We start from the raw sequence: 18646 nt of genomic DNA, 5'->3' as shown, positions 1-18646 counted from the left end.
AAAGGAAAGTGTGGTAGCTATGCTTGTTATGAGTATCTATTCCTATAACAAAATAGTTTTAATTTGATGACATATCGTTGGCGACATTTTGAATTTATGCAGGGCTGAATATTTTTCAGGGGAACAACATGAAAATTGCCAACAAAATCGTACTTTCAATGACTTTTCTTTCGATTGTTGCGGTGGTGATTGCAGGAGTGTGGATCGGCTGGAGTGCATCACGTCTTTCTGAACAAGCCATTTATAGCCGAGCATCGAATCAGTTGCTGTCGGTTCGAGAAACTAAGAAAAGTGAAATCGAACGCTACCTGAAGCGTGTGGGAGGGCAACTCACCACGTTGGCGAACATGGTTTCCACGGTTGATGCCATGGAAGAGATGTCTAAGGCATTTCAAAGCTATCCCGTCGATCAAGTTCCTGCTACTTCATTTAGCGCTTTAAAGGATTATTACACTTCTCAATTTGGCCAGAATTACCAGAAACTGAATGATGGTCAGGATGCTAATGCATTAACACGCTTAAGCCTCTTGTCCAAGCAGGGGGAAGCGCTGCAATCTCGCTACATTGCCAGCAACCCTAATCCGCTAGGTTCCAAGCATGAATGGTTGGGCGACTCTCTCGGTACGCCTTATGATCAGTTGCATCAAAAGTACCATCCTGGGATTAAACAGTATCTAGAGCAGTTTGGACTGTACGATGTGTTTATGGTCGATAACGATGGCAACGTGGTATACACCGTTTTCAAAGAACTCGATTTTGCTACCAACCTACTTAGTGGACCATACAAAGACACTGGTTTGGCAAGAGCTTACCTGAAAGCCAAAGCGTTGCCGGATAATCAGTATTACCTTGATGATTTTGCCCCTTATTACCCTTCCTACGAGGCCGCGGCTTCATTTATCGCAACCCCTGTTTTTGATGGTGAAACTCGTGTTGGAGTGCTGATTTTCCAAATGCCAGTGGATGAAATTAATCAAATCATGACCTTTGATGGGCGTTGGAAAGAAAATGGGCTGGGCGAAACTGGGGAGAGTTATTTGATTGGTAGTGATCATTTTATGCGTAGCCAACCTCGTCAGTTATTGCAAAATGAAGCGACATTCATTGGTGCATTGGATGCGATGAATGTTGACCGAGTAATGGTTAACCAAATCCGCAGTAAAAGTTCGGCGATTGGTTTATTGAGCATGAACACGCAAGCGGTGGATAACGCGTTACGGGGTGAAAGTGGGTTGCTAATGGAGAACAACAGTGTTGGTGTCCACTTATTATCGGCTTATGCACCTATTGAGGCGCTCGGTTCACGTTGGGCATTGGTCACTGAAATGCAATCTAGCGAGGCTTTGGCTGATATTGCTTTGCTTAATAATGAAGTCATTTTAAAAGTTGTGATAGCGATTGTGGTGGCCGCCATTGCCGCAACTTTTGCCGCTTTAGCGGTAGGAAGAGGCATTTCAACCCCGATTCGTAATGCGATAAACCAAATTCAACGCATTAGCCAAGATAACGACCTCACCGCCCGTTTGTCAGAGCAAGGCAGTGATGAGATCAAACAGCTCGCGAAAGCGCTCAATACCATGCTTTCGCATCTGCAGGACACCATTTGCCAGTTCGCTCAGGCGACCGATAAGTTAAACTCTCATACCCAAGTGATTTCGCAAAATATGGGGGGAACGCGTAATTCGGTTTCTGATCAGCATGAGCGTACAGAATCGGTCGTGACTGCGGTCAACCAGATGAGTGCCTCCATCGCAGAAGTATCACAATTTGCGCAGCGTGCCGCTCAGTTTGTGCAAGAAGCCAACCATAAAGGGCACAGTGGTGTATCAGTGGGCGATGAATTAGCGCGAGATATGACATCGATAAACCAACAGATGGCTTCCGCTGTTGAAGCCATCTCAAGGTTGAATCACGAAAGCCAATCTATTGCATCGGTACTCGATGTTATCCAAGCGATTGCCGAGCAGACCAACTTGCTGGCATTGAATGCGGCGATTGAAGCGGCTCGCGCCGGAGAGCAAGGTCGTGGTTTTGCGGTGGTGGCTGATGAAGTGCGTAATCTTGCAGCGAAAACTCAGACATCCACAGAGGAAATCCGCAATAAAATTGACCGCTTGCAACATGAGACTCAATCGGTGGTCAGCTCAATCGAAGGGGCGAATAATACGGTGATGCGAGGGGTTTCGACCTGTAATAGCAACACCGACATGCTCAAACAGATTGTGGAGATGCTCAATGAACTGAATGAGATGAACATTCAAATCGCTACCGCAACTGAGCAGCAGCGCAGCGTAACTGAAGAGATCAACGCTAATATCACTTCGATTTCGGATGTCTCTTCATCAGTTACCGTACAGGTGGGGGAAGTGGACTCGATTGTGAATGAGCTCTCCCATGAAGCGACAGGTTTAAGCAAACGAATGGGACAATTCCGCTACTGAATTATTCTGCCGCCGATGAATGAGAGTAAACATTGCCCAACCAAACCGTTGGGCAATGTTGTTTAAGGCCAGAGCAAATCTTGTTGCCAGCGATCGGCCAAAAAATCAATAAACTGTCTAACTAAAGGAGTTTGGTAACTACGTGATAAATACACCGCCCAAATTGAGCTGCTGGGCAGATGATATTCCGGCAGCAGTGCTTGTAATTGACCGGATTTCAGCAAGGGGTTAGCGAGATCGCAGGGCAGGCGGATGATGCCTTTATGGTTAAGCGCTACACGACATAAGGTTCCCATATCATTGGCACGCACATTGCCATTGACCATCACACTGAACGGTTCGTTATCTCGCACGAAATCCCATTTATTGGCGCTGACGTGCACTAGGCAGTTATGTTCGGTCAAATCATGTGGGGTATGGATTGGTGGGTGCTTCGCGAGATAATCCGCTGTGGCACACACCACAACACCGACTTCCAATAAACGACGGGCGATCAAATTTTCGTCTGGTTGCTGGGTAAAGCGTAAGGCAATATCGACTCGTTCATCCACCAACTGCGCAAAGCGATCAGACGCCAGAAGATCAAAATTCACCTGCGGATGCAAGTCAGTAAACGCTTGGACTGCATCGAGCAGCATGTTTTGGGTCAGCCCAATCGGGGCAGAAACACGAATACTGCCATGTAAAGAGCCCGATTGCTCCAACGCGCGCATTTCCAATTCCATGGTTTGATGCAGAATTTGTTCGCAGCGTTGCAGCGCTTCTTCCCCAGCGGCAGTTAAGCTGACACGGCGAGTCGTGCGATGCAGCAAGCGCTGCTTTAGCCAATCTTCAATGTCTTGAACATGGCGAGAAACCTGTAAACGGCTGAGATTTAGATTATCCGCCGCTTGAGTAAAACTGGCGGTATTTGCCACTTCAATAAAGCTGCGCATAGCGGTGAGGCGATCCATAAACCCTCTCATTAGCAAACTAACCAGATACAATGTACATCATTTTTACACATTTATCGCTCGCGATGCGACAAACTATACTTATCCTCGTTGAACACACTCATCTAAATAGATTCAAGAGGAAGGTAAAAAATGAAAGTAGCAATTCTAGGTGCATCGGGTTGGATTGGTAGTCATTTAGCGGCTGAAGCGAAAATGCGCGGACATGAAGTGGTTGCTGTCGTTCGTGACCCTGCCAAAGTCACCCTCAAAGGGGTAGCGGTACAGCAACTGGATATCCTAAACCCAGAGAGCTCACTCAAATCTGTGCTGGAAGGCGTGGATGCTGTGATTGCCTCTATCGGCGGCCGTGCCGCAGGCAACCATGAAATGGTCGCGAAAACCGCGCAGCGTCTACTCAATGAGCTGCCACAAGCTGGCGTTGCTCGTTTACTGTGGGTGGGTGGTGCGGGTTCACTGGAAGTCGCACCGGGTGTGAAGTTAGTGACAGTGCCTGATTTCCCAGCAGAATACAAAGGTGAAGCGCTAGCACAAGGGGAAGCGCTGGAAGTGTTCCGCGCTGGCAACAGCGATGTGAACTGGACTTTCGTCAGTCCTGCTGCAGAAATCTTCCCTGGTGATAAGCAAGGCCAATACCGTGTCGGCGGCGATCAACTGCTGACTGACAACCAAGGTAACAGCCGTATTTCGGTTGCTGACTACGCGGTGGCGCTGATTGATGAACTGGAATACGCGGATCATCCTCGCCAACGCATTGGCGTGGCTTATTAATCCATACTGGCGGTTTATTCCCTTTCTACCGGCAACGTCAAGTAGTTTGGGCATTATCAATGGATGGCTCAGAGACTCAGAAAGATGTGCGGCATCTTTCTGAGTTTTGCTATTTCGGCGCTTTAAAGCTTGTGGCACACTGCATGCTCATTAAACCGACAAGGAGAAGTCGAATGTCTAGTGCCGTATCTCACGTGCCTGCTGCGTCCAGTGCCGATGCTCTGGTGCACTTTGAAGCGTTGTTACAGTTTGAAACCGATTGCTGGGATGTTCACCACGCGATCACCAATGAAAGACAAGATTTTGTGTTACTCGATGTGCGTGGTGAAGCCCTGTATGCCGAAGGACATATGCCATTCGCCATCAGCTTGCCGCACTCACGCCTGAACGAAAAAACCTTGGCCGATTACCCCATGGACACGTTGTTTGTGGTCTATTGCGCTGGACCTCACTGCAATGGCACTGAAAAAGCGGCGATTCGTTTAGCCAAGTTGGGTCGGCCGGTGAAGAAAATGATTGGCGGTGTAACGGGTTGGCTAGATGAAGGATTCACTTTGGTCACAGAGTAGCTTGCCTCAACACGCTCCATCATTTTGATGTCACTTAAGAGAAGCGGTCGCCTTTGCAAGCGGCCGCTGGTCGTTTTTATCGGTGAGCGAGTCTAAATTTCTGATATGCCCGTTCGAGCGAAACGTTTCTATTGCGAAATATTGCTGAACTGATACCGTCAATGTCATTCGATACATTGCAGTACAAGGGAGCGAAATGGAGTATTTAGGCGCGAGTGCATGGATTGCCATGCTATTGGTTTTCATGGGTTCCTTTGTGCAGACCGCGATCGGCTTTGGGCTCGCAGTCGTTGCATCGCCGCTGCTGTTCCTTATTTCGCCGGATTATGTGCCATCACCGATCTGCTTAGTCGCGTTGTTTATTTCGGTGCTTAATGCGATGAAGCATCGCGAGAGTATTTCGATTGGCGGATTAAAAATGGCCTTAATCGGGCGCATTCCGGGGTCGATTGTGGGTGGTTTGCTGCTGATGTGGATTTCCACACAGGCGTTGGCGCTGTGGCTTGGTTTGTTGGTGTTGTTTGCGGTAGCGGTAAGTTTGCTGCCGCTGCGTATTGAACCGAACCCAACTCGAATGGGGATTGCGGGATTTTTCTCCGGCGTATTTGGTACCAGTAGTGGCATCGGCGGTCCTCCTATGGCGCTATTGCTGCAGCATCAAGAAGCTAATCAATTGCGCGGTAATTTGTCAGCCTTCTTCGTGTTTAGCTCGATCATCTCTTTGATGGTGCAATGGCCGACGGGTTTTTTAACTTGGCACCATGTGCAACTGACTCTGCCGCTGATCCCCGCTGCTTGGTTAGGCTACGCGTTGGCACGTAAAACCACTCACTCATTGCCGAAAGAAAAAATTCGCTTCGCGGCGCTGGCGCTCTGTTTGGTGAGTGGTGCGACCGCGGTTTGGCATGGCTTTTTTTGATCATTCATTTCCTGTTCATAGTCGCCGAATTAGCGTTAGGCGCATGAAACATCTTTAACAACGTGAGGTAACCTAATGTTAAGAACACTAGGCAACATTATTTGGTTCTTATGCGGCGGCATAGTGATGGGATTGGCTTGGTGGCTATTTGGCGTGCTGGCGTTTATCAGCATCATTGGCATTCCGTGGGGACGTGCTTGCTTCGTAATGGGGAATTTCTCATTTTGGCCGTTTGGTTATGAAGCCATTTCCCGTGATGAATTGACTGATCAAACCGACATTGGCACCAGCGGTTTTGGCGTATTAGGCAATATTATTTGGTTTGTCTTAGCTGGTTTTTGGTTGGCGGTGGGGCATATTTTGTCTGCGGTGGCCTGTTTTATCACCATCATCGGTATTCCGTTTGCGTTACAGCATTTAAAACTGGCGGTGATTTCATTGGCACCGATTGGCAAAACCGTGGTGCCAATTGAAGAAGCCGCGCGTGCGCGTTATCACGCTCGTTAATAGGCCTTAATGCCGAACTCACGCAATTTCGCGGGCAAAATGTCATCAAGTTGCGTGATCTCATAAGGCTGGATCTCAATTAACCCTAACCCGTGTGCTTGATAGAGTGCGCGGGTTTTTTGTTGCTCACTCGGCGCAATTTCACCTTCGTCTGTACCCCAAAATTGCAAATACACTTTGCCGCTTGGCAGATAAAAATCACTGGTCACTTCCTCTTCGATGGGAAGCGGGCGCTGATAAGCGTGTACCACGCCAGCCAGATACAACCAGTTATCAATTAGCAGTTCACCCGTTGAACGGACATAATGCCCATCCAAAGTGCGGTGTTTGGCGGCAAACTTCTGACGAAAGCTAGAATAAGATTTATCGGTCGCGTGAGCCTGTGCTTCTTGGCCGAGAAACTCAACCACGGATTGGCGTAAGTGGCGGTTACGTAGTATCGCTTCATGCCAGACCACAAACCCATTGCCTGAGCTTTTTTCTTCACGCTGCTGGGCTCCGGCACGCATGCCACTTTCAGTGGCATGCCAACCAGCTTCGCTACGCGCTATCCAGCCTAATTCACTGAATAACTGATTCATTTTCTTCGGGTTTAATTTGAAATATTCCCCGACTTGCGTGGCGGTGAGTGTTTGGCCGGAGGTGGCGTGTAAGTCGATCAGCAAATTCTCAGGCCAGACAATAAAGCGACCATACTTAGGGTGCTGGGCATACTCACCACCAAACTTGATGCCGAGATCGGTCAATATCCACTGCTCATCATGGCGATGGATATAACCCGCTGTTTTCAAATCTTGAAACAGCTGTTTGGCATCTTGCTGGCGCTTTTTTGCCAAGGCGGAGGTGGAAAGTTTGTCGGCCATGCTGAAATTCCTCGGTGTCTGCGCTCCATTCAAGCATAAGGCGAGGAAGGGACTCAATGCCGATCGGCAATGGGAACAGAAATCTGTGAGGCTCTAGGCAATCCCGTTTGATTGGCTAACTGATTTGAATCAGTGATGTTCAGAATGCGATCTATTTGTTCAAATTAAAACACAATAAGCTGTCACCGTATTGATGCACTACGGAGACATAAACATGAATTTTACTCGTACCTTTTTGACCACTGCACTGATGTTACCTGCTTTTTCAAGCTTTGCTGCGCTGCAACTACAAACTTACAACCCAGGTGAGCAGGGCATATTCCCCGTCAGCTCTACGCTGATCAGTGGCGAAAAGCACGCCATCTTAGTGGATGCTCAATTTGGTGTGAATGATGGCGCTAAGTTGGTGGAGATGGTGAAACAGTCAGGCAAAGAGCTCACCGCTATTTACATCAGCGCGGGCGATCCGGATTACTATTTTGGCCTACAACCTCTGGTGGAAGCCTTTCCCAACGTTCCGGTTTTAGCCAGTGAGAGTGTGGTTAAACACATTGAAATGACCAAAGATGCGAAAATTGGCTATTGGGGGCCGATCCTCGCTGAAAAAGCGCCAACCAAAGTGATTGTTCCTAAAGTGGATAACCGCACCGAATTTGTGCTGGATGGCGAAAAGATCGAGATCAAGCAGCTCAATCACCCACAAGCATACCTCTGGCTGCCCGCGCAAAAGACCATTTTAGGCGGTGTCGCGGTGATGAGTGATATGCACGTTTGGACGGCAGACAGCCAAACCAAGCAAGCTCGTATGGAATGGGTTGAAACCCTTGATCGTATGGCCGACCTGAAGCCTAAGCAGGTGATCCCGGGGCATTATGGTCACGAGATTCCACAAGGGCTACAAGCGGTGACGTTCACCAAAGAGTACTTAGTTAAATTCGAACAGGCTTTGGATAGCTCGACTCACTCTTCACAAGTGATTGAGAAAATGCGCGCGATTTACCCAACCTTGCCAGATGACGGTAGCTTGCAGCTCAGTGCGGAAGTGAACATGGGCGAAAAAAGCTGGTAAGTACGGCGTTATATACTCGTTCCATCGAAGTATGTTGATGAAATATATTCACCCCAACCCTAGAGGGTATCTCCGAGGTTGGGGTGAACTCATTGGTTCGAAGCCGAAATACACTGAAATTGCGCGAGTCAGTTTCCTGCTGCTTCGATTCGACTTATCGTTGAACCTGTTGAATTAGATGTTCGCAAATCGCTTCTGCCAGCTGGTGGCTCGCTAAGTTACGCTCAATGATATGGGCAGGAAGCGTGCCTGTCGCCGCAACCTGTAGCCAGTCTTGCACCATATGCTCAAAGCCTTTACTGGCCAGCATTGGCGTCCAATCTTTTAAGGCCACTCGGCTTTCTTGGTTATCTCGCCACGCTTTTCCTTGGGTAAAGGAATCAAACTGATAGGCCACATTGTCATAGCTGGCCGTGACATGCTCGGTGGTGATCCCAAACTGACGGTTCATCGAAGCGTGCAGTAAGGTATCGCCCGCTTGCCATTGAAGATCAAGGCGAGCAAGCAGCCCGCCGCTCATGTGATGGGTCAGATGGATGTCGTCTAAGTTGCGTTGACGCGAAAGGTTGACGCTATCTAGAGGATGAATGAAATCATCAAACACGAAAGTGCGGATATCACCGGGTAGGGCGTGGCGATGCTTTTCCCAACGTAACGAACGCAACTCACCACATTCTTGATGGCGCAGCTCTGGCAGATGTTGGTTGTAGAGCGGAATATGGCGTCGATTAAATCCGACATAAAGTGGTTGGCGATGTTTCCCCGCTAACTCATACAAGTCTTCACACTCTTGTGCGCTCGCGGCCAGCGGTTTATCAACAAAGGTTGGAATACCTTGGGTTAGGAAAAAGGTCGCCAATGTACTGTGAACATCGGTCGCCGCATGGATCATCACCGCATCCACCCCATGCTGTAAAACATCGCGGTAATCAGTACAAGTTGCACTGACTCGATAACGCGTAGCCAGTGTTCCCAATATTTTCGGGTTACGGGTACACAGCACCAGCTCGACATCGGATAATTGAGCTAATACAGGAAGATAAGCTTTCTGGGCGATATCACCCAGACCAATCATGGCGATTTTCATTCTTCGATCATCGGTTATCAGAAAAGGACTTCAGGCTAGCACGATAAACAGACAATGCGAAAAATGGATGTGAGATTTGTGTTGTGATCGTGCGGTTTATGCGGCGGCTGGTGCGGCAATCTCGCGGTTCAAAATGGGCTGTCTTTATTGAGCGTATTGCAAATCTGAATGATGGCTAAAGAGAGCCCAGATTTAATGACTTGCTGCTGGCGCTGCAACTGCAAATGGTAAAAGCTGAGGTCAATATCATCGTCGGGTTCCACCACATTTAAGTGCAGCATGCCCATTTTCTTAACCAAATTCAGCGCTTTGATTGGTGCAAGAATTTGAGGATCGGTGAATTGGTACTCAGTGGCATCGTGATTGAGCTGGTTACGCAGTTTGATGAGCTGCTCAATATCGTGGAAAACTTCATCCGGGATAACGCCGAGGCCGAACAAAAGCTTCAGGCGAACGGAGAGATCACCCAGTGGGCCAGTATCGTGCAACAGGGGCTCTACAACGGATTTCACCGCAAAGTTGTCTTTACGGAAAATGCGTTGCATCAGTGCATCAATGGCCTCGGTTAGCACATCAACCGTTGTAATGAAGAATCCTCGTACCGTGTTGGTCTGATTCAAGCGCTCCAAAATGTCGGATTCGTTAATTTTTTCTGCCATAAACTGATCTGTTGTTGGGTTAAGTCGAGAGCGAGTGACGGCTCTCGACATTTTAAGGCTTCCGATAATATTGTTTTTTCAAACAGTTATCCTGAGGCTTCAATCCATTTGTTGATAGAGTGCTTCAATCTTCTGCGCTTCAACACTGTCTGCTGCCAACCCTGTGTAGCGAGCCAGTGTAGAGCGAACACCTTCTTTTTCAATGCATTGCTGCAGTTCCACGGCTTGCGGATCACTGTGATTACGGTATTTCAGTGCGGCCGCGATGCCTTTCAATAACATGCCGTTTGGCAGACCATACTCGATTGTACCGAGTAACGGTTTGATTAATCTATCATTTGCGCCAAGTTTTCTTAGCGGCTGACGACCAACACGATCCACTTCATCCACCAGATAAGGATTGGCAAAGCGGGTAAGGATTTTTTCGATATAGGCGCTGTGCAGTGCGCGATCAAAACCATAACGGCGGATCAGCACTTCGCCGCTCTCCTGCATCGCTTGTTTCACCTGTGCCTGAATGCTCGGATCTTCAATGGCCTCACGAATGGTGCGGTGTCCTTTCAAACATCCTAAATAAGCAGTAACGCAGTGACCCGTATTCAGGGTAAACAGTTTACGCTCGACAAACGCCATCAGATTGTCAGTTTTTTCCATCCCCTCAATATGCGGGATTTCGCCTTTAAACTGCTGCTCATCAACAATCCATTCACTAAAGCTTTCTACTGTCACCTCCAGCGGATCATCGTTGGCGGCTTGCAGTGGTGGCACAATGCGATCGACTGCGGAATCAACAAACCCCACTAAAGCATCGGCTTGTTGTTGCTCGTCGGTGGTGAGGAATTGATACACCTGCTGTTTAAGGTGGGTGGTACCGCGCACCATATTTTCACAGGCGATGATGTTGAGTGGTTGAGTGTTACCCGCGGCAAACCGAGCGCTCAAGCCCTTGGCAATGGTTTTGGCGATGATATCGAGCACTGTTGGGCCAACGGCCGTGGTGACTAAATCGGTTTTGATAATCCGCTCTATCAAGGCTTCACTGGCACTGTTAACCGCGGTGACGTGGCTAACGGTCTCCATTTTACATTCGTTACCCACTATTTTGACTTTGTATTCTTGCTGATGGCTCAACTGATCCACTAAAGGTTCGTTAACATCCGCGAAGGTGACGGCGATATCGGCATCCGCCAGAAGTTTTCCAATAAATCCGCGGCCAATATTGCCTGCGCCAAAATGAACTGCATTCTTTTTCATCTTTACCTACCTCAATCTTGAATTGTTACCTTTACTGCCTGAGGTGAGGTCAGCCACATAGGGGGCGTTGCTGACCTCGTTTTGCCTCAGGAGCAAAAACGTTATGCTGCTTGGCTGGTGGCCAAAATGCTCAGTACATCACTCACGTCCTTGGTTGAGGTGAGTTTGTCGATAGCACTTGGATCATCAAGAGCATTGGTAATGGTGGTAATGACTTGTATATGTTCGTCATTTCTAGCCGCGATACCGATGACGAGCTTTGCAACATCGCTGCTGTCTTCGCTAAAGGCGACACCTTGCGGGTATTGGCAAATCACGATGCCGGTTTTGATCACGCGATCTTTGGCATCCACAGTGCCGTGAGGCACCGCGATGGATTCACCGAGGTAGGTAGAAACCAGCTTTTCGCGTTCAAACATGGCATCGACATATTCTGGGTGTACGTAACCCAATTCGACTAATTTGTTACCCGCAAAGCGAATGGCTTCTTCTTTATTACTGGCATTCAGGCCAAGGTGAATGTTCTCTTTTTGCAGTTGGAACACACTCGGTGGTTGGACTTTAAAACTGTCATCATTGGCGGCCATGATGGAAGGTTTGAGTAACTGACCATCATTCGCGGCATGGCGTTGGGCGGCGAGAAGCTGCGTGACCAGTTGGCTATACAGTGCGCTGTCCAGAAAGTTATTGAGTGAAATGTGCTCGGCTTGTGGTGCATGTTTGCGTGCACGGTCAGTCAGATCTCGGTGCGTGATCACTATGTCTACCTCCGCAGGCAATGCATTGATCGCCATGTTGGTGACAATGATTGGTAAACCAACTTCTTGAACCTTCTTACGCAGCATGCTTGCACCCATGGCACTGGAGCCCATGCCTGCATCACAAGCGACGATGATGCTTTGTACATTCGCCATGTCGATTTTCTTATTCTGCGCGGCAGTTGGTGTTGATTGACCTTTAGAGCCCGCTTTCATCTCTTGCATCTTGGACGTGGCTTTCACCAACGCGTCTTTATCGCCATCTTGCTCTGTCGAGGTTTGTGCTTTCATCAGTAGTGCTGCGACGGCGAAAGAAACCGCTGCTGCTGCAAAGATAGAGCACAGCACGCCTAAGATTGAGCCTTTGTTAGTCATCAGCAGAACCGCGAAAATCGAGCCGGGAGAGGCTGGAGATACCAGACCTGCATTAAATACGGTGAGCGTAAACACACCCGTCATACCGCCCGCAATCGCTGCCAAAATCAGGCGTGGATTCATCAGAATGTAAGGGAAATAGATTTCGTGAATACCACCGAAGAAATGGATGATGGTTGCACCGCCCGCGGTTTGACGAGCCGTTCCTTTACCAAACACCATGTACGCCAGCAAAATACCAAGGCCTGGACCTGGGTTGGCTTCAATCAAGAAGAAAATAGATTGGCCTGTTTCATTGGCTTGTTGGATCCCCAGTGGTGAGAAAATACCGTGGTTGATCGCGTTGTTGAGGAAGAGGATTTTGGCTGGTTCAACAAAGATGGACGTCAGAGGGAGCAGGTGAGCGGTTACGAGGAAGTTAACCCCAGCCGCTAATGCGCCTGACAACACTTTCACAAATGGTCCGATCAGGAAGAAGGCGATGATGGCACATAGCATCCCGATGATGCCGGCTGAGAAGTTGTTCACCAACATTTCAAAGCCACTACGTACTTTGCCATCCACTTTGTTATCGAAAGTTTTGATCGCCCAACCGCCCATTGGGCCGACGATCATCGCGCCCATGAACATGGGAATATCAGTACCGACAATCACGCCCATTGTGGTGATGGCACCCACCACCGCACCGCGCTCACCACCGACCAGTTTACCGCCGGTATAACCGATCAAAAGCGGCAGTAAATACGTAATCATAGGGCCAACCAAAGAGGCTAACGTCTCATTGGGTACCCAACCTGTTGGAATGAAAAGCGCAGTAATAAAACCCCACGCAATAAAAGCGCCGATATTCGGCATGACCATGTTTGATAAGAAACGGCCAAAATTTTGTATCTTGACCTTGGCGTCTGATGATATCATCGCGTCCCCCGTTGGATGTTCCGTTTGAATTTAATCGTAGTAACGGTTTGGCAAAAAACCGTTGATTGCTTAGTACACAATCACTCTACCACACAAATTTCGAACAGAATCCCCAACGGGTTTTTTGTGATCGTTGTTATGAAAATGTGCTTATCATTCGGATTTTTTAGTGATCTATTTCAACTATTTGTCATGTAAATTTAATACATTTTTTTAAATTTGATTTTGTCAATTATTTTAAATCGATCAATGCCTCAAATTTATATTTTTAATTTTTTATGAATTAAGTGATTTTATTCACATTTTGTGAATATTGGTCGTTTAAAAATAAAACCATTGATGACCCAGATCACGCTTTTGTTTCCTTGGCACTCCGTAATCTGCATTTCTCCTTTTATTATTGTTTGATTTGTAATTAAGCTACAAAATCCGTCATGTTTTCTGCCTATAAGCGTAATTAACGTGTGGGTAAGATACCTAATTCACAAAATGCGCAATAAGGTTGTGAATGGGCTTCAATGACCTTATGCAAAAGGTTTAGATGGGGGGAGTTACTTGTTATCATCCGCTCCACTTTGCCGTCCAGATGAAGAAATAAAGCAGTATGAAAGAAAGAGTGATTGTCTCGGTTTCCTCGATTCATGGAACCCAGCATTTTCATTTGGATAGAGTGTTTCGCCTCGCTCTCAAGAGTTTGGGTTACATCACCTTGGTGGGGGTGTTTGCCACGGGAGGCGTAATTTATTATCTGAAAAACCAAGTCGATTTTGCCAAACTCAAACAGCAAGAGTTGGAAAGTCAGTCAATGTCCTTACTGGAAGAGGTTGCTTCACTTAGTGAGCTAAAAGAAAGCCTTGAAAGTGACTTAGCAGTACGCGAAGAGAAGATTCAGATCGTTTCCGATCGCCTCGGTGATTTGGAAAAAGTGCTTGGCGTGGATGAAACGGGCGCTGAATTAGAATCTCGTTTAGATGCCGCCGCGATTACATCCTCAGTGCGAACTATGATGTTGACACAAATTCCAAGTGGTTCCCCTGTTCCAAGCGCACGGATCTCTTCCGGTTACGGTAAGCGGGTTCATCCGGTGACCAAGCAAGCTAAATTGCACCGCGGTCAGGATTTTGCGGTCAACATCGGGACCCCAATTTATGCCCCGGCTGACGGCGTTGTAGAAGTGACTCGCGCCAGCAAAGTGGGCTCAGGGAATTTTATTCGCTTGTTGCATGCGTATGGGTTCAGCAGTTCGTATTCACATTTGCAGAAGTTTGCCGTGAAAAGTGGTGAGTTTGTACAAAAAGGCGACTTGTTGGGCTATTCCGGTAACAGCGGGCTTTCATCCGGCCCGCACTTACATTACGAAATCCGTTTTATTGGTCGATCATTAGACCCACGACCTTTTGTCGATTGGGGAGTCAATGATTTTGAAACCATATTCACTAAAGTAAGAGGTATTCGATGGGAATCTTTAGTAAACAAAGTCGAGCAAAGAGTCAGCTCTCAGCTACAACTCTCATCGCAAAAGGTAGCCACATCTCCGGAGAGCTGAAAGTGGAAAGCAGCATTCAGGTTGACGGCCTAGTAGAAGGCGAGCTGCATGTTGATAAAACACTGGTGATCAGTGAAAGCGGTGTGGTTCGTGGCGAAATCTTTGCTGACCATCTGATCATTAATGGTCTGTTTGAGGGCACTGGTCACGCCGGAAAAATTGAGATCCTCAACAAGGGTCGTGTTAATGGCACTTTGTTCAGTGATGATCTCAGTATTGAACAAGGCGGCCGTTTTACGGGCAATACCCACCCTTCACCAGAGCATCAAGTGGTTGATTTTAAAGATGCCAAAGCTGCGGCTGAAGGTTAAGTTAACGCTAAGTCGACAACAAAAGAGAGGCAGTCGCCTCTCTTTGTTTTTGTACAACAGATGGGTGCAAAGCGCGTTATAAACTCGTTTGATGCTCCGCAATCAGCAGTGACATCTGCTCATCGGCACGTTCTTGTGCGCTCGCAAAATCTTCGCCAGCCGTAAACGGCGTCACCACCTCGTAGTAGCATTTCAGCTTAGGCTCCGTACCCGATGGGCGTACAATCACACGAGCGCCACCGTCCAGATGGTAGATCAGCACATCACTGGCAGGTAGGGTAATCGCTTCGGTTTTGCCATCGGCAAAGGTGCGGCGAGCCAGTTTAAAATCTTCCACGATGAGCACTTTACGCCCTGCAATATCCGCTGGTGGCGTGGCACGCAATTTATCGCCCACCGGTGGAGAGTTAGGTGCTAACGCAATGCTGCGCTGCGCGTTAACGTGCAGGCCATGTTGGCGATACAGTGCTTCAAGCTGATCCCATACCGTTTTGCCTTGTGCATTAAGCTCTGCCGCCAGTTGGGCAAAAGCGACCAGGGCAGAAAGGCCATCCTTATCCCAAACTGTGCTACCAATCGTGTATCCCAACGCTTCTTCATAAGCGAACAAGAATTGGTGTTGCTCGGTTTGCTCTTGCATCGCCACGTTGGTCAACCATTTAAAACCTGTGAGGGTTTGGTAATAACGTGCGCCATGAGCTGCGGCGATTTTGCTGAGCAAGCTGGAAGAAACGATGGTGTTGCCGACCAGTTGGCGACAAGCATCGGTTTGCGAGAGCAGATAGTGACCAAACAGTGAACCGACTTGATCGCCGGTCAGCATTTGATATTCGCCATCGGCTTTACGCGCGGCAACCGCAAAGCGATCCGCATCGGGATCATTAGCACAAGCAAGCTGAGCGCCGACTTTTTTGGCCAGTGCCATCACCATATCCATCGCGCCCGCTTCTTCCGGGTTCGGGAAGTTGACGGTTGGGAATGTGCCATCCGGCTCGCGCTGTTCCTTCACGCTGCTAACGTGAGTAAAACCGGCATCGGCGAGTAAGATTTCTGCCATATTAGCACCCACACCATGCATCGCGGTGTAAGCCAAGCTTAGCGCTTGCGGCTTAGTATGATGCTGCAACAGTGGGCTTTCACCAATGGTTTTACGGTAAGTTTGGTAATACTCATCACGTAGCCAATGCAGCAGGCCTTGTTGCTCTGCCTCTTCAAGGGATAGATAAGGGAGCGCTTGTTGTGCCGCTTGGTCAATACAAGCAGCAATGCCTGCATCATGCGGAGGAATAATTTGCGCGCCGTTTTCCCAATACACTTTAAATCCGTTGTATTCCGGCGGGTTGTGGCTTGCAGTCACCACCACCGCTGCCGCCGCGTTGAAATGGCGCACGCCGAAAGCCACGATCGGGGTCGCGGCCACTTGGTAGGTCAAATACGTTTTGATGCCGAGTGAAGTCAGCACGCTGGCGGTATCGTGAGCAAACTGCTTTGAATCTGGACGGCCATCGTAACCAATCACTACGCCGCGGTTTTTGGCATCGGGTAATTGAGCAATCAGGTAATGCCCCAAACCCGCCGCCGTTTCTTGGATCACTAAACGATTCATTCGGTTAGGGCCACAGCCGACTTTGCCACGTAAACCCGCAGTACCAAATTCAAGGCGTGATTGAAAGCGCTCGGCAATCTGCGCGTCTTGCTGAGTGTCGATCAACTGTTGCAGCTCTTGACGAGTTTTAGGGTCCGGATCTCTGGCCAACCAGTGTGTGACTTGTGAATTCATGGGGTCACCTTTGTCTATTAAGGTTTTGAAGTTTCAGTCTAATTGATATTTATTCTCAAAAATATCGAAGCAATCGCTAAACTGGCTTTGCTTCGATACCTTCATTAATCATTCAACGGCTTAAATGGCGTAAGCTGCGCTTCTCTACTTGTTTAAACAGCATAGACAGCGTGAGGCAAAGCACCAGGTAGGCAGCGCCGACAATGAGCCAGATCTCAAAAATTAGCCCAGATGAGTTGGCCATTTCGCTGCCGACAAAGGTCAGTTCTTGAATCGAAATCAGCGAGATGATTGACGTGTCTTTGATGAGGGATATTGTCTGTCCTGCCAGTGCTGGGGTAATGGCGGTCAGCACTTGTGGGGCAATCACATAGCGGTATTTGACCCACGTTGGTAAGCCAAGCGAATCCGCGGCTTCCCACTGTCCCAGCGGGATGTTGGCAAGTCCCGCCCGCACGATTTCCGCAATATAAGCAGAAGAGAGTAGCCCGATACACAACACGCCGGACAACAAGTTTTCCCACAAGCGGGCAGGGCCGAACAGCCCAGTCACCAATGGATGAACTTCCTCAATATGGTTGCGCAGTAGCTCATCCAACCCCAGCAGCGGAATAAGTTGATTGGAGATGAAAAAATAGAAGATGAACACAAACACCAGCGGTGGAATATTGCGTACCAGTTGCACAAATGCGTTAGCGGGTAAACGCACAAACCAAGCCTTGCGGCTGCGCGCGATGCCGATCAGAGACCCTAACACTAAAGCTAGTACCATGCCCCACAAGCTTAAACGCAAGGTCGCACCTAAGCCTTGTAAGAAGTAAGGTAAACTGCCATCCGCACGCGGCGTGAAAATCAAACCCCATGCTTCACGCCAGTGCCAGTGGTAGTGAATACCCACCTCGGATCGATAATAAAGCCAGCCGATGAGGCTGGCGATTGCGAGCAGTAATCCACCATCGAACAAAGTAAAGCGGTTGCCCGATGAGGTTTTGGCGCCATAGTTATTCATCTACTGACCTGAGGCGATCTGATCTTGCCAATCTAAAGTGGAGAACCAGTATTCATACCGTGCTTGTAACCAGCCATCGGCCGTGCGGTCTGCAATCCATTGATCAAAATAGGCCATCTTATCTTCTTCCCCTAAACGCACTGCAAACGCTTCATTGCCTTTACTTAAACGTTCACTGAAAGGAAGAAACAATGAATCGCTGTGCTTGATACTTTCATGCTCGGGTTTGGGGCTTGAAGCAATCACCGCATGCGCGTTGCCGTTGATCACTTCTTGGAAAGCTTGGGCATCGTCATCAAATTGCAGCACACTGGCTTTAGGGAAAGTTTCACGCGCCACTTGTACGGTGAAAGCACCACGGCGAGCCGCGATTTTTACGTTGCGCTTGTTAAAGTCTTCCAACTTGGAAAAGCCTTCAGCGAGCTTTTTGCTTGCGGCCAGTTGCACACCAGAGTGCGAATAGGGCGCCGTAAACAGCACACTTTTGGAACGCTCAGGCGTGACCGACATTCCGCCGATGATCACATCAAATTTTTTGGCCAGTAGCGCCGGAATAATGCCATCCCATGCGGTCGGCACAAATTCCACTTGCCAACCTGAATCGGCGGCTAAGCGTTTAGCGACATCAATCTCAAAGCCAATCAGCTCACCCTGCTTATCGCGCATTGCCCAAGGCACAAAGGTAGACATACCAACGCGCAGTGTGCCACGCTCTTTAATCGCATCAAGATTCGGCGTGTCGCTCGCCACTGCTGGCAAAGTGAGAGCCAGCCCCAACAAGCCAGTAAGTAAGGTTTTAACGCTGAATCGACCTAAACGTTGTCCAAATGATTGCATAGGAGTTCCTTCTTTATTTC

17 protein-coding genes are annotated in these 18646 nt (G+C 48.5%); 8 read left to right on the top strand and 9 right to left on the bottom strand.

Annotated elements, in window-relative coordinates; all coding sequences use genetic code 11:
• Positions 1-128: 128 nt before the first annotated feature.
• Entirely contained in the window at positions 129-2441 is a 2313-nt protein-coding gene (locus VOA_RS09310) for a methyl-accepting chemotaxis protein (RefSeq protein WP_000684935.1), read from the top strand.
• 62 nt (positions 2442-2503) lie between these two features.
• Here the strand turns inward: VOA_RS09310 and VOA_RS09315 are convergent, their stop codons facing one another.
• A complete protein-coding gene (locus VOA_RS09315; RefSeq protein ID WP_000375508.1) occupies positions 2504-3394 on the bottom strand; it encodes a LysR family transcriptional regulator in 891 nt (296 codons plus the stop codon).
• Positions 3395-3526: 132 nt separating this feature from the next.
• Here VOA_RS09315 and VOA_RS09320 point away from each other — a divergent pair, with 132 nt between their 5' ends.
• The 4 genes from VOA_RS09320 (at position 3527) to VOA_RS09335 (ending at position 6160) form a co-directional block, all read left to right on the top strand.
• Entirely contained in the window at positions 3527-4165 is a 639-nt protein-coding gene (locus tag VOA_RS09320) for an NAD(P)-dependent oxidoreductase (RefSeq protein WP_000861282.1), read from the top strand.
• Between the two features lie 173 nt (positions 4166-4338).
• Entirely contained in the window at positions 4339-4734 is a 396-nt protein-coding gene (locus tag VOA_RS09325) for a rhodanese-like domain-containing protein (RefSeq protein ID WP_000093060.1), read from the top strand.
• Positions 4735-4930: 196 nt separating this feature from the next.
• Positions 4931-5653, top strand: a complete 723-nt coding sequence (locus tag VOA_RS09330; protein WP_000456114.1) for a sulfite exporter TauE/SafE family protein — start codon at positions 4931-4933, stop codon at positions 5651-5653.
• 75 nt (positions 5654-5728) lie between these two features.
• Positions 5729-6160, top strand: coding sequence for a YccF domain-containing protein (locus VOA_RS09335; RefSeq protein WP_000946558.1), 432 nt, complete (start codon positions 5729-5731; stop codon positions 6158-6160).
• On the opposite strand, the gene VOA_RS09340 is transcribed toward VOA_RS09335, so the two are convergent.
• Positions 6157-7023 carry a hypothetical protein gene (locus tag VOA_RS09340; RefSeq protein WP_000764020.1) on the bottom strand — a complete coding sequence of 289 codons (867 nt, stop codon included), beginning with the start codon at positions 7021-7023 and terminating at the stop codon, positions 6157-6159. The genes VOA_RS09335 and VOA_RS09340 overlap by 4 nt on opposite strands.
• 214 nt (positions 7024-7237) lie before the next feature.
• On the opposite strand from VOA_RS09340, the gene VOA_RS09345 reads away from it, so the two are divergent.
• Positions 7238-8092, top strand: coding sequence for a Vmh family MBL fold metallo-hydrolase (locus VOA_RS09345; RefSeq protein WP_001011944.1), 855 nt, complete (start codon positions 7238-7240; stop codon positions 8090-8092).
• A 154-nt stretch (positions 8093-8246) separates the two neighbouring features.
• Here VOA_RS09345 and VOA_RS09350 read toward each other — a convergent pair whose 3' ends face one another.
• The 4 genes from VOA_RS09350 to VOA_RS09365 all read right to left on the bottom strand — a co-directional run bounded on the left by VOA_RS09350 (position 8247) and on the right by VOA_RS09365 (position 13143).
• Positions 8247-9179: a Gfo/Idh/MocA family protein gene (locus tag VOA_RS09350; protein WP_000684887.1), complete on the bottom strand. Its 933-nt coding sequence runs from the start codon at positions 9177-9179 to the stop codon at positions 8247-8249.
• Between the two features lie 128 nt (positions 9180-9307).
• Positions 9308-9838: an MltR family transcriptional regulator gene (locus VOA_RS09355; RefSeq protein ID WP_000818301.1), complete on the bottom strand. Its 531-nt coding sequence runs from the start codon at positions 9836-9838 to the stop codon at positions 9308-9310.
• A 99-nt stretch (positions 9839-9937) separates the two neighbouring features.
• Positions 9938-11092 carry a mannitol-1-phosphate 5-dehydrogenase gene (locus VOA_RS09360; RefSeq protein WP_000739113.1) on the bottom strand — a complete coding sequence of 385 codons (1155 nt, stop codon included), beginning with the start codon at positions 11090-11092 and terminating at the stop codon, positions 9938-9940.
• 101 nt (positions 11093-11193) lie between these two features.
• On the bottom strand, positions 11194-13143 hold the full coding sequence (locus VOA_RS09365) for a PTS mannitol transporter subunit IICBA (protein WP_000625718.1): 1950 nt from the start codon (positions 13141-13143) through the stop codon (positions 11194-11196).
• Between the two features lie 604 nt (positions 13144-13747).
• Here VOA_RS09365 and VOA_RS0117795 point away from each other — a divergent pair.
• Positions 13748-14689: a M23 family metallopeptidase gene (locus VOA_RS0117795; protein ID WP_000664681.1), complete on the top strand. Its 942-nt coding sequence runs from the start codon at positions 13748-13750 to the stop codon at positions 14687-14689.
• 2 nt (positions 14690-14691) lie between these two features.
• Complete coding sequence (locus VOA_RS09370; protein WP_000445978.1) at positions 14692-15000, top strand: bactofilin family protein; 309 nt, start codon at positions 14692-14694, stop codon at positions 14998-15000.
• Between the two features lie 76 nt (positions 15001-15076).
• Here VOA_RS09370 and VOA_RS09375 read toward each other — a convergent pair whose 3' ends face one another.
• The 3 genes from VOA_RS09375 to VOA_RS09385 form a co-directional block, all read right to left on the bottom strand.
• Positions 15077-16780: a phospho-sugar mutase gene (locus VOA_RS09375; RefSeq protein ID WP_001088329.1), complete on the bottom strand. Its 1704-nt coding sequence runs from the start codon at positions 16778-16780 to the stop codon at positions 15077-15079.
• 112 nt (positions 16781-16892) lie between these two features.
• Positions 16893-17789 carry an amino acid ABC transporter permease gene (locus tag VOA_RS09380; protein WP_001067249.1) on the bottom strand — a complete coding sequence of 299 codons (897 nt, stop codon included), beginning with the start codon at positions 17787-17789 and terminating at the stop codon, positions 16893-16895.
• Complete coding sequence (locus VOA_RS09385) at positions 17790-18626, bottom strand: transporter substrate-binding domain-containing protein (RefSeq protein ID WP_001190436.1); 837 nt, start codon at positions 18624-18626, stop codon at positions 17790-17792.
• Positions 18627-18646 lie beyond the last annotated feature (20 nt).

The sequence above is a fragment of the Vibrio sp. RC586 genome (assembly GCF_000176715.1).
Classification (GTDB): domain Bacteria; phylum Pseudomonadota; class Gammaproteobacteria; order Enterobacterales; family Vibrionaceae; genus Vibrio.
Note: the sequence above shows the minus strand (reverse complement) of the source record. Positions and strands in the feature narration are given on the sequence as shown.

What these genes read in the sequence shown, in the direction of transcription:
- VOA_RS09310 (WP_000684935.1), top strand. Translation starts at nt 129, where the DNA reads ATGAAAATTGCCAACAAAATCGTACTTTCAATGACTTTTCTTTCGATT.
- VOA_RS09315 (WP_000375508.1), bottom strand. Translation starts at nt 3,394, where the DNA reads ATGGATCGCCTCACCGCTATGCGCAGCTTTATTGAAGTGGCAAATACC.
- VOA_RS09320 (WP_000861282.1), top strand. Translation starts at nt 3,527, where the DNA reads ATGAAAGTAGCAATTCTAGGTGCATCGGGTTGGATTGGTAGTCATTTA.
- VOA_RS09325 (WP_000093060.1), top strand. Translation starts at nt 4,339, where the DNA reads ATGTCTAGTGCCGTATCTCACGTGCCTGCTGCGTCCAGTGCCGATGCT.
- VOA_RS09330 (WP_000456114.1), top strand. Translation starts at nt 4,931, where the DNA reads ATGGAGTATTTAGGCGCGAGTGCATGGATTGCCATGCTATTGGTTTTC.
- VOA_RS09335 (WP_000946558.1), top strand. Translation starts at nt 5,729, where the DNA reads ATGTTAAGAACACTAGGCAACATTATTTGGTTCTTATGCGGCGGCATA.
- VOA_RS09340 (WP_000764020.1), bottom strand. Translation starts at nt 7,023, where the DNA reads ATGGCCGACAAACTTTCCACCTCCGCCTTGGCAAAAAAGCGCCAGCAA.
- VOA_RS09345 (WP_001011944.1), top strand. Translation starts at nt 7,238, where the DNA reads ATGAATTTTACTCGTACCTTTTTGACCACTGCACTGATGTTACCTGCT.
- VOA_RS09350 (WP_000684887.1), bottom strand. Translation starts at nt 9,179, where the DNA reads ATGAAAATCGCCATGATTGGTCTGGGTGATATCGCCCAGAAAGCTTAT.
- VOA_RS09355 (WP_000818301.1), bottom strand. Translation starts at nt 9,838, where the DNA reads ATGGCAGAAAAAATTAACGAATCCGACATTTTGGAGCGCTTGAATCAG.
- VOA_RS09360 (WP_000739113.1), bottom strand. Translation starts at nt 11,092, where the DNA reads ATGAAAAAGAATGCAGTTCATTTTGGCGCAGGCAATATTGGCCGCGGA.
- VOA_RS09365 (WP_000625718.1), bottom strand. Translation starts at nt 13,143, where the DNA reads ATGATATCATCAGACGCCAAGGTCAAGATACAAAATTTTGGCCGTTTC.
- VOA_RS0117795 (WP_000664681.1), top strand. Translation starts at nt 13,748, where the DNA reads ATGAAAGAAAGAGTGATTGTCTCGGTTTCCTCGATTCATGGAACCCAG.
- VOA_RS09375 (WP_001088329.1), bottom strand. Translation starts at nt 16,780, where the DNA reads ATGAATTCACAAGTCACACACTGGTTGGCCAGAGATCCGGACCCTAAA.
- VOA_RS09380 (WP_001067249.1), bottom strand. Translation starts at nt 17,789, where the DNA reads ATGAATAACTATGGCGCCAAAACCTCATCGGGCAACCGCTTTACTTTG.
- VOA_RS09385 (WP_001190436.1), bottom strand. Translation starts at nt 18,626, where the DNA reads ATGCAATCATTTGGACAACGTTTAGGTCGATTCAGCGTTAAAACCTTA.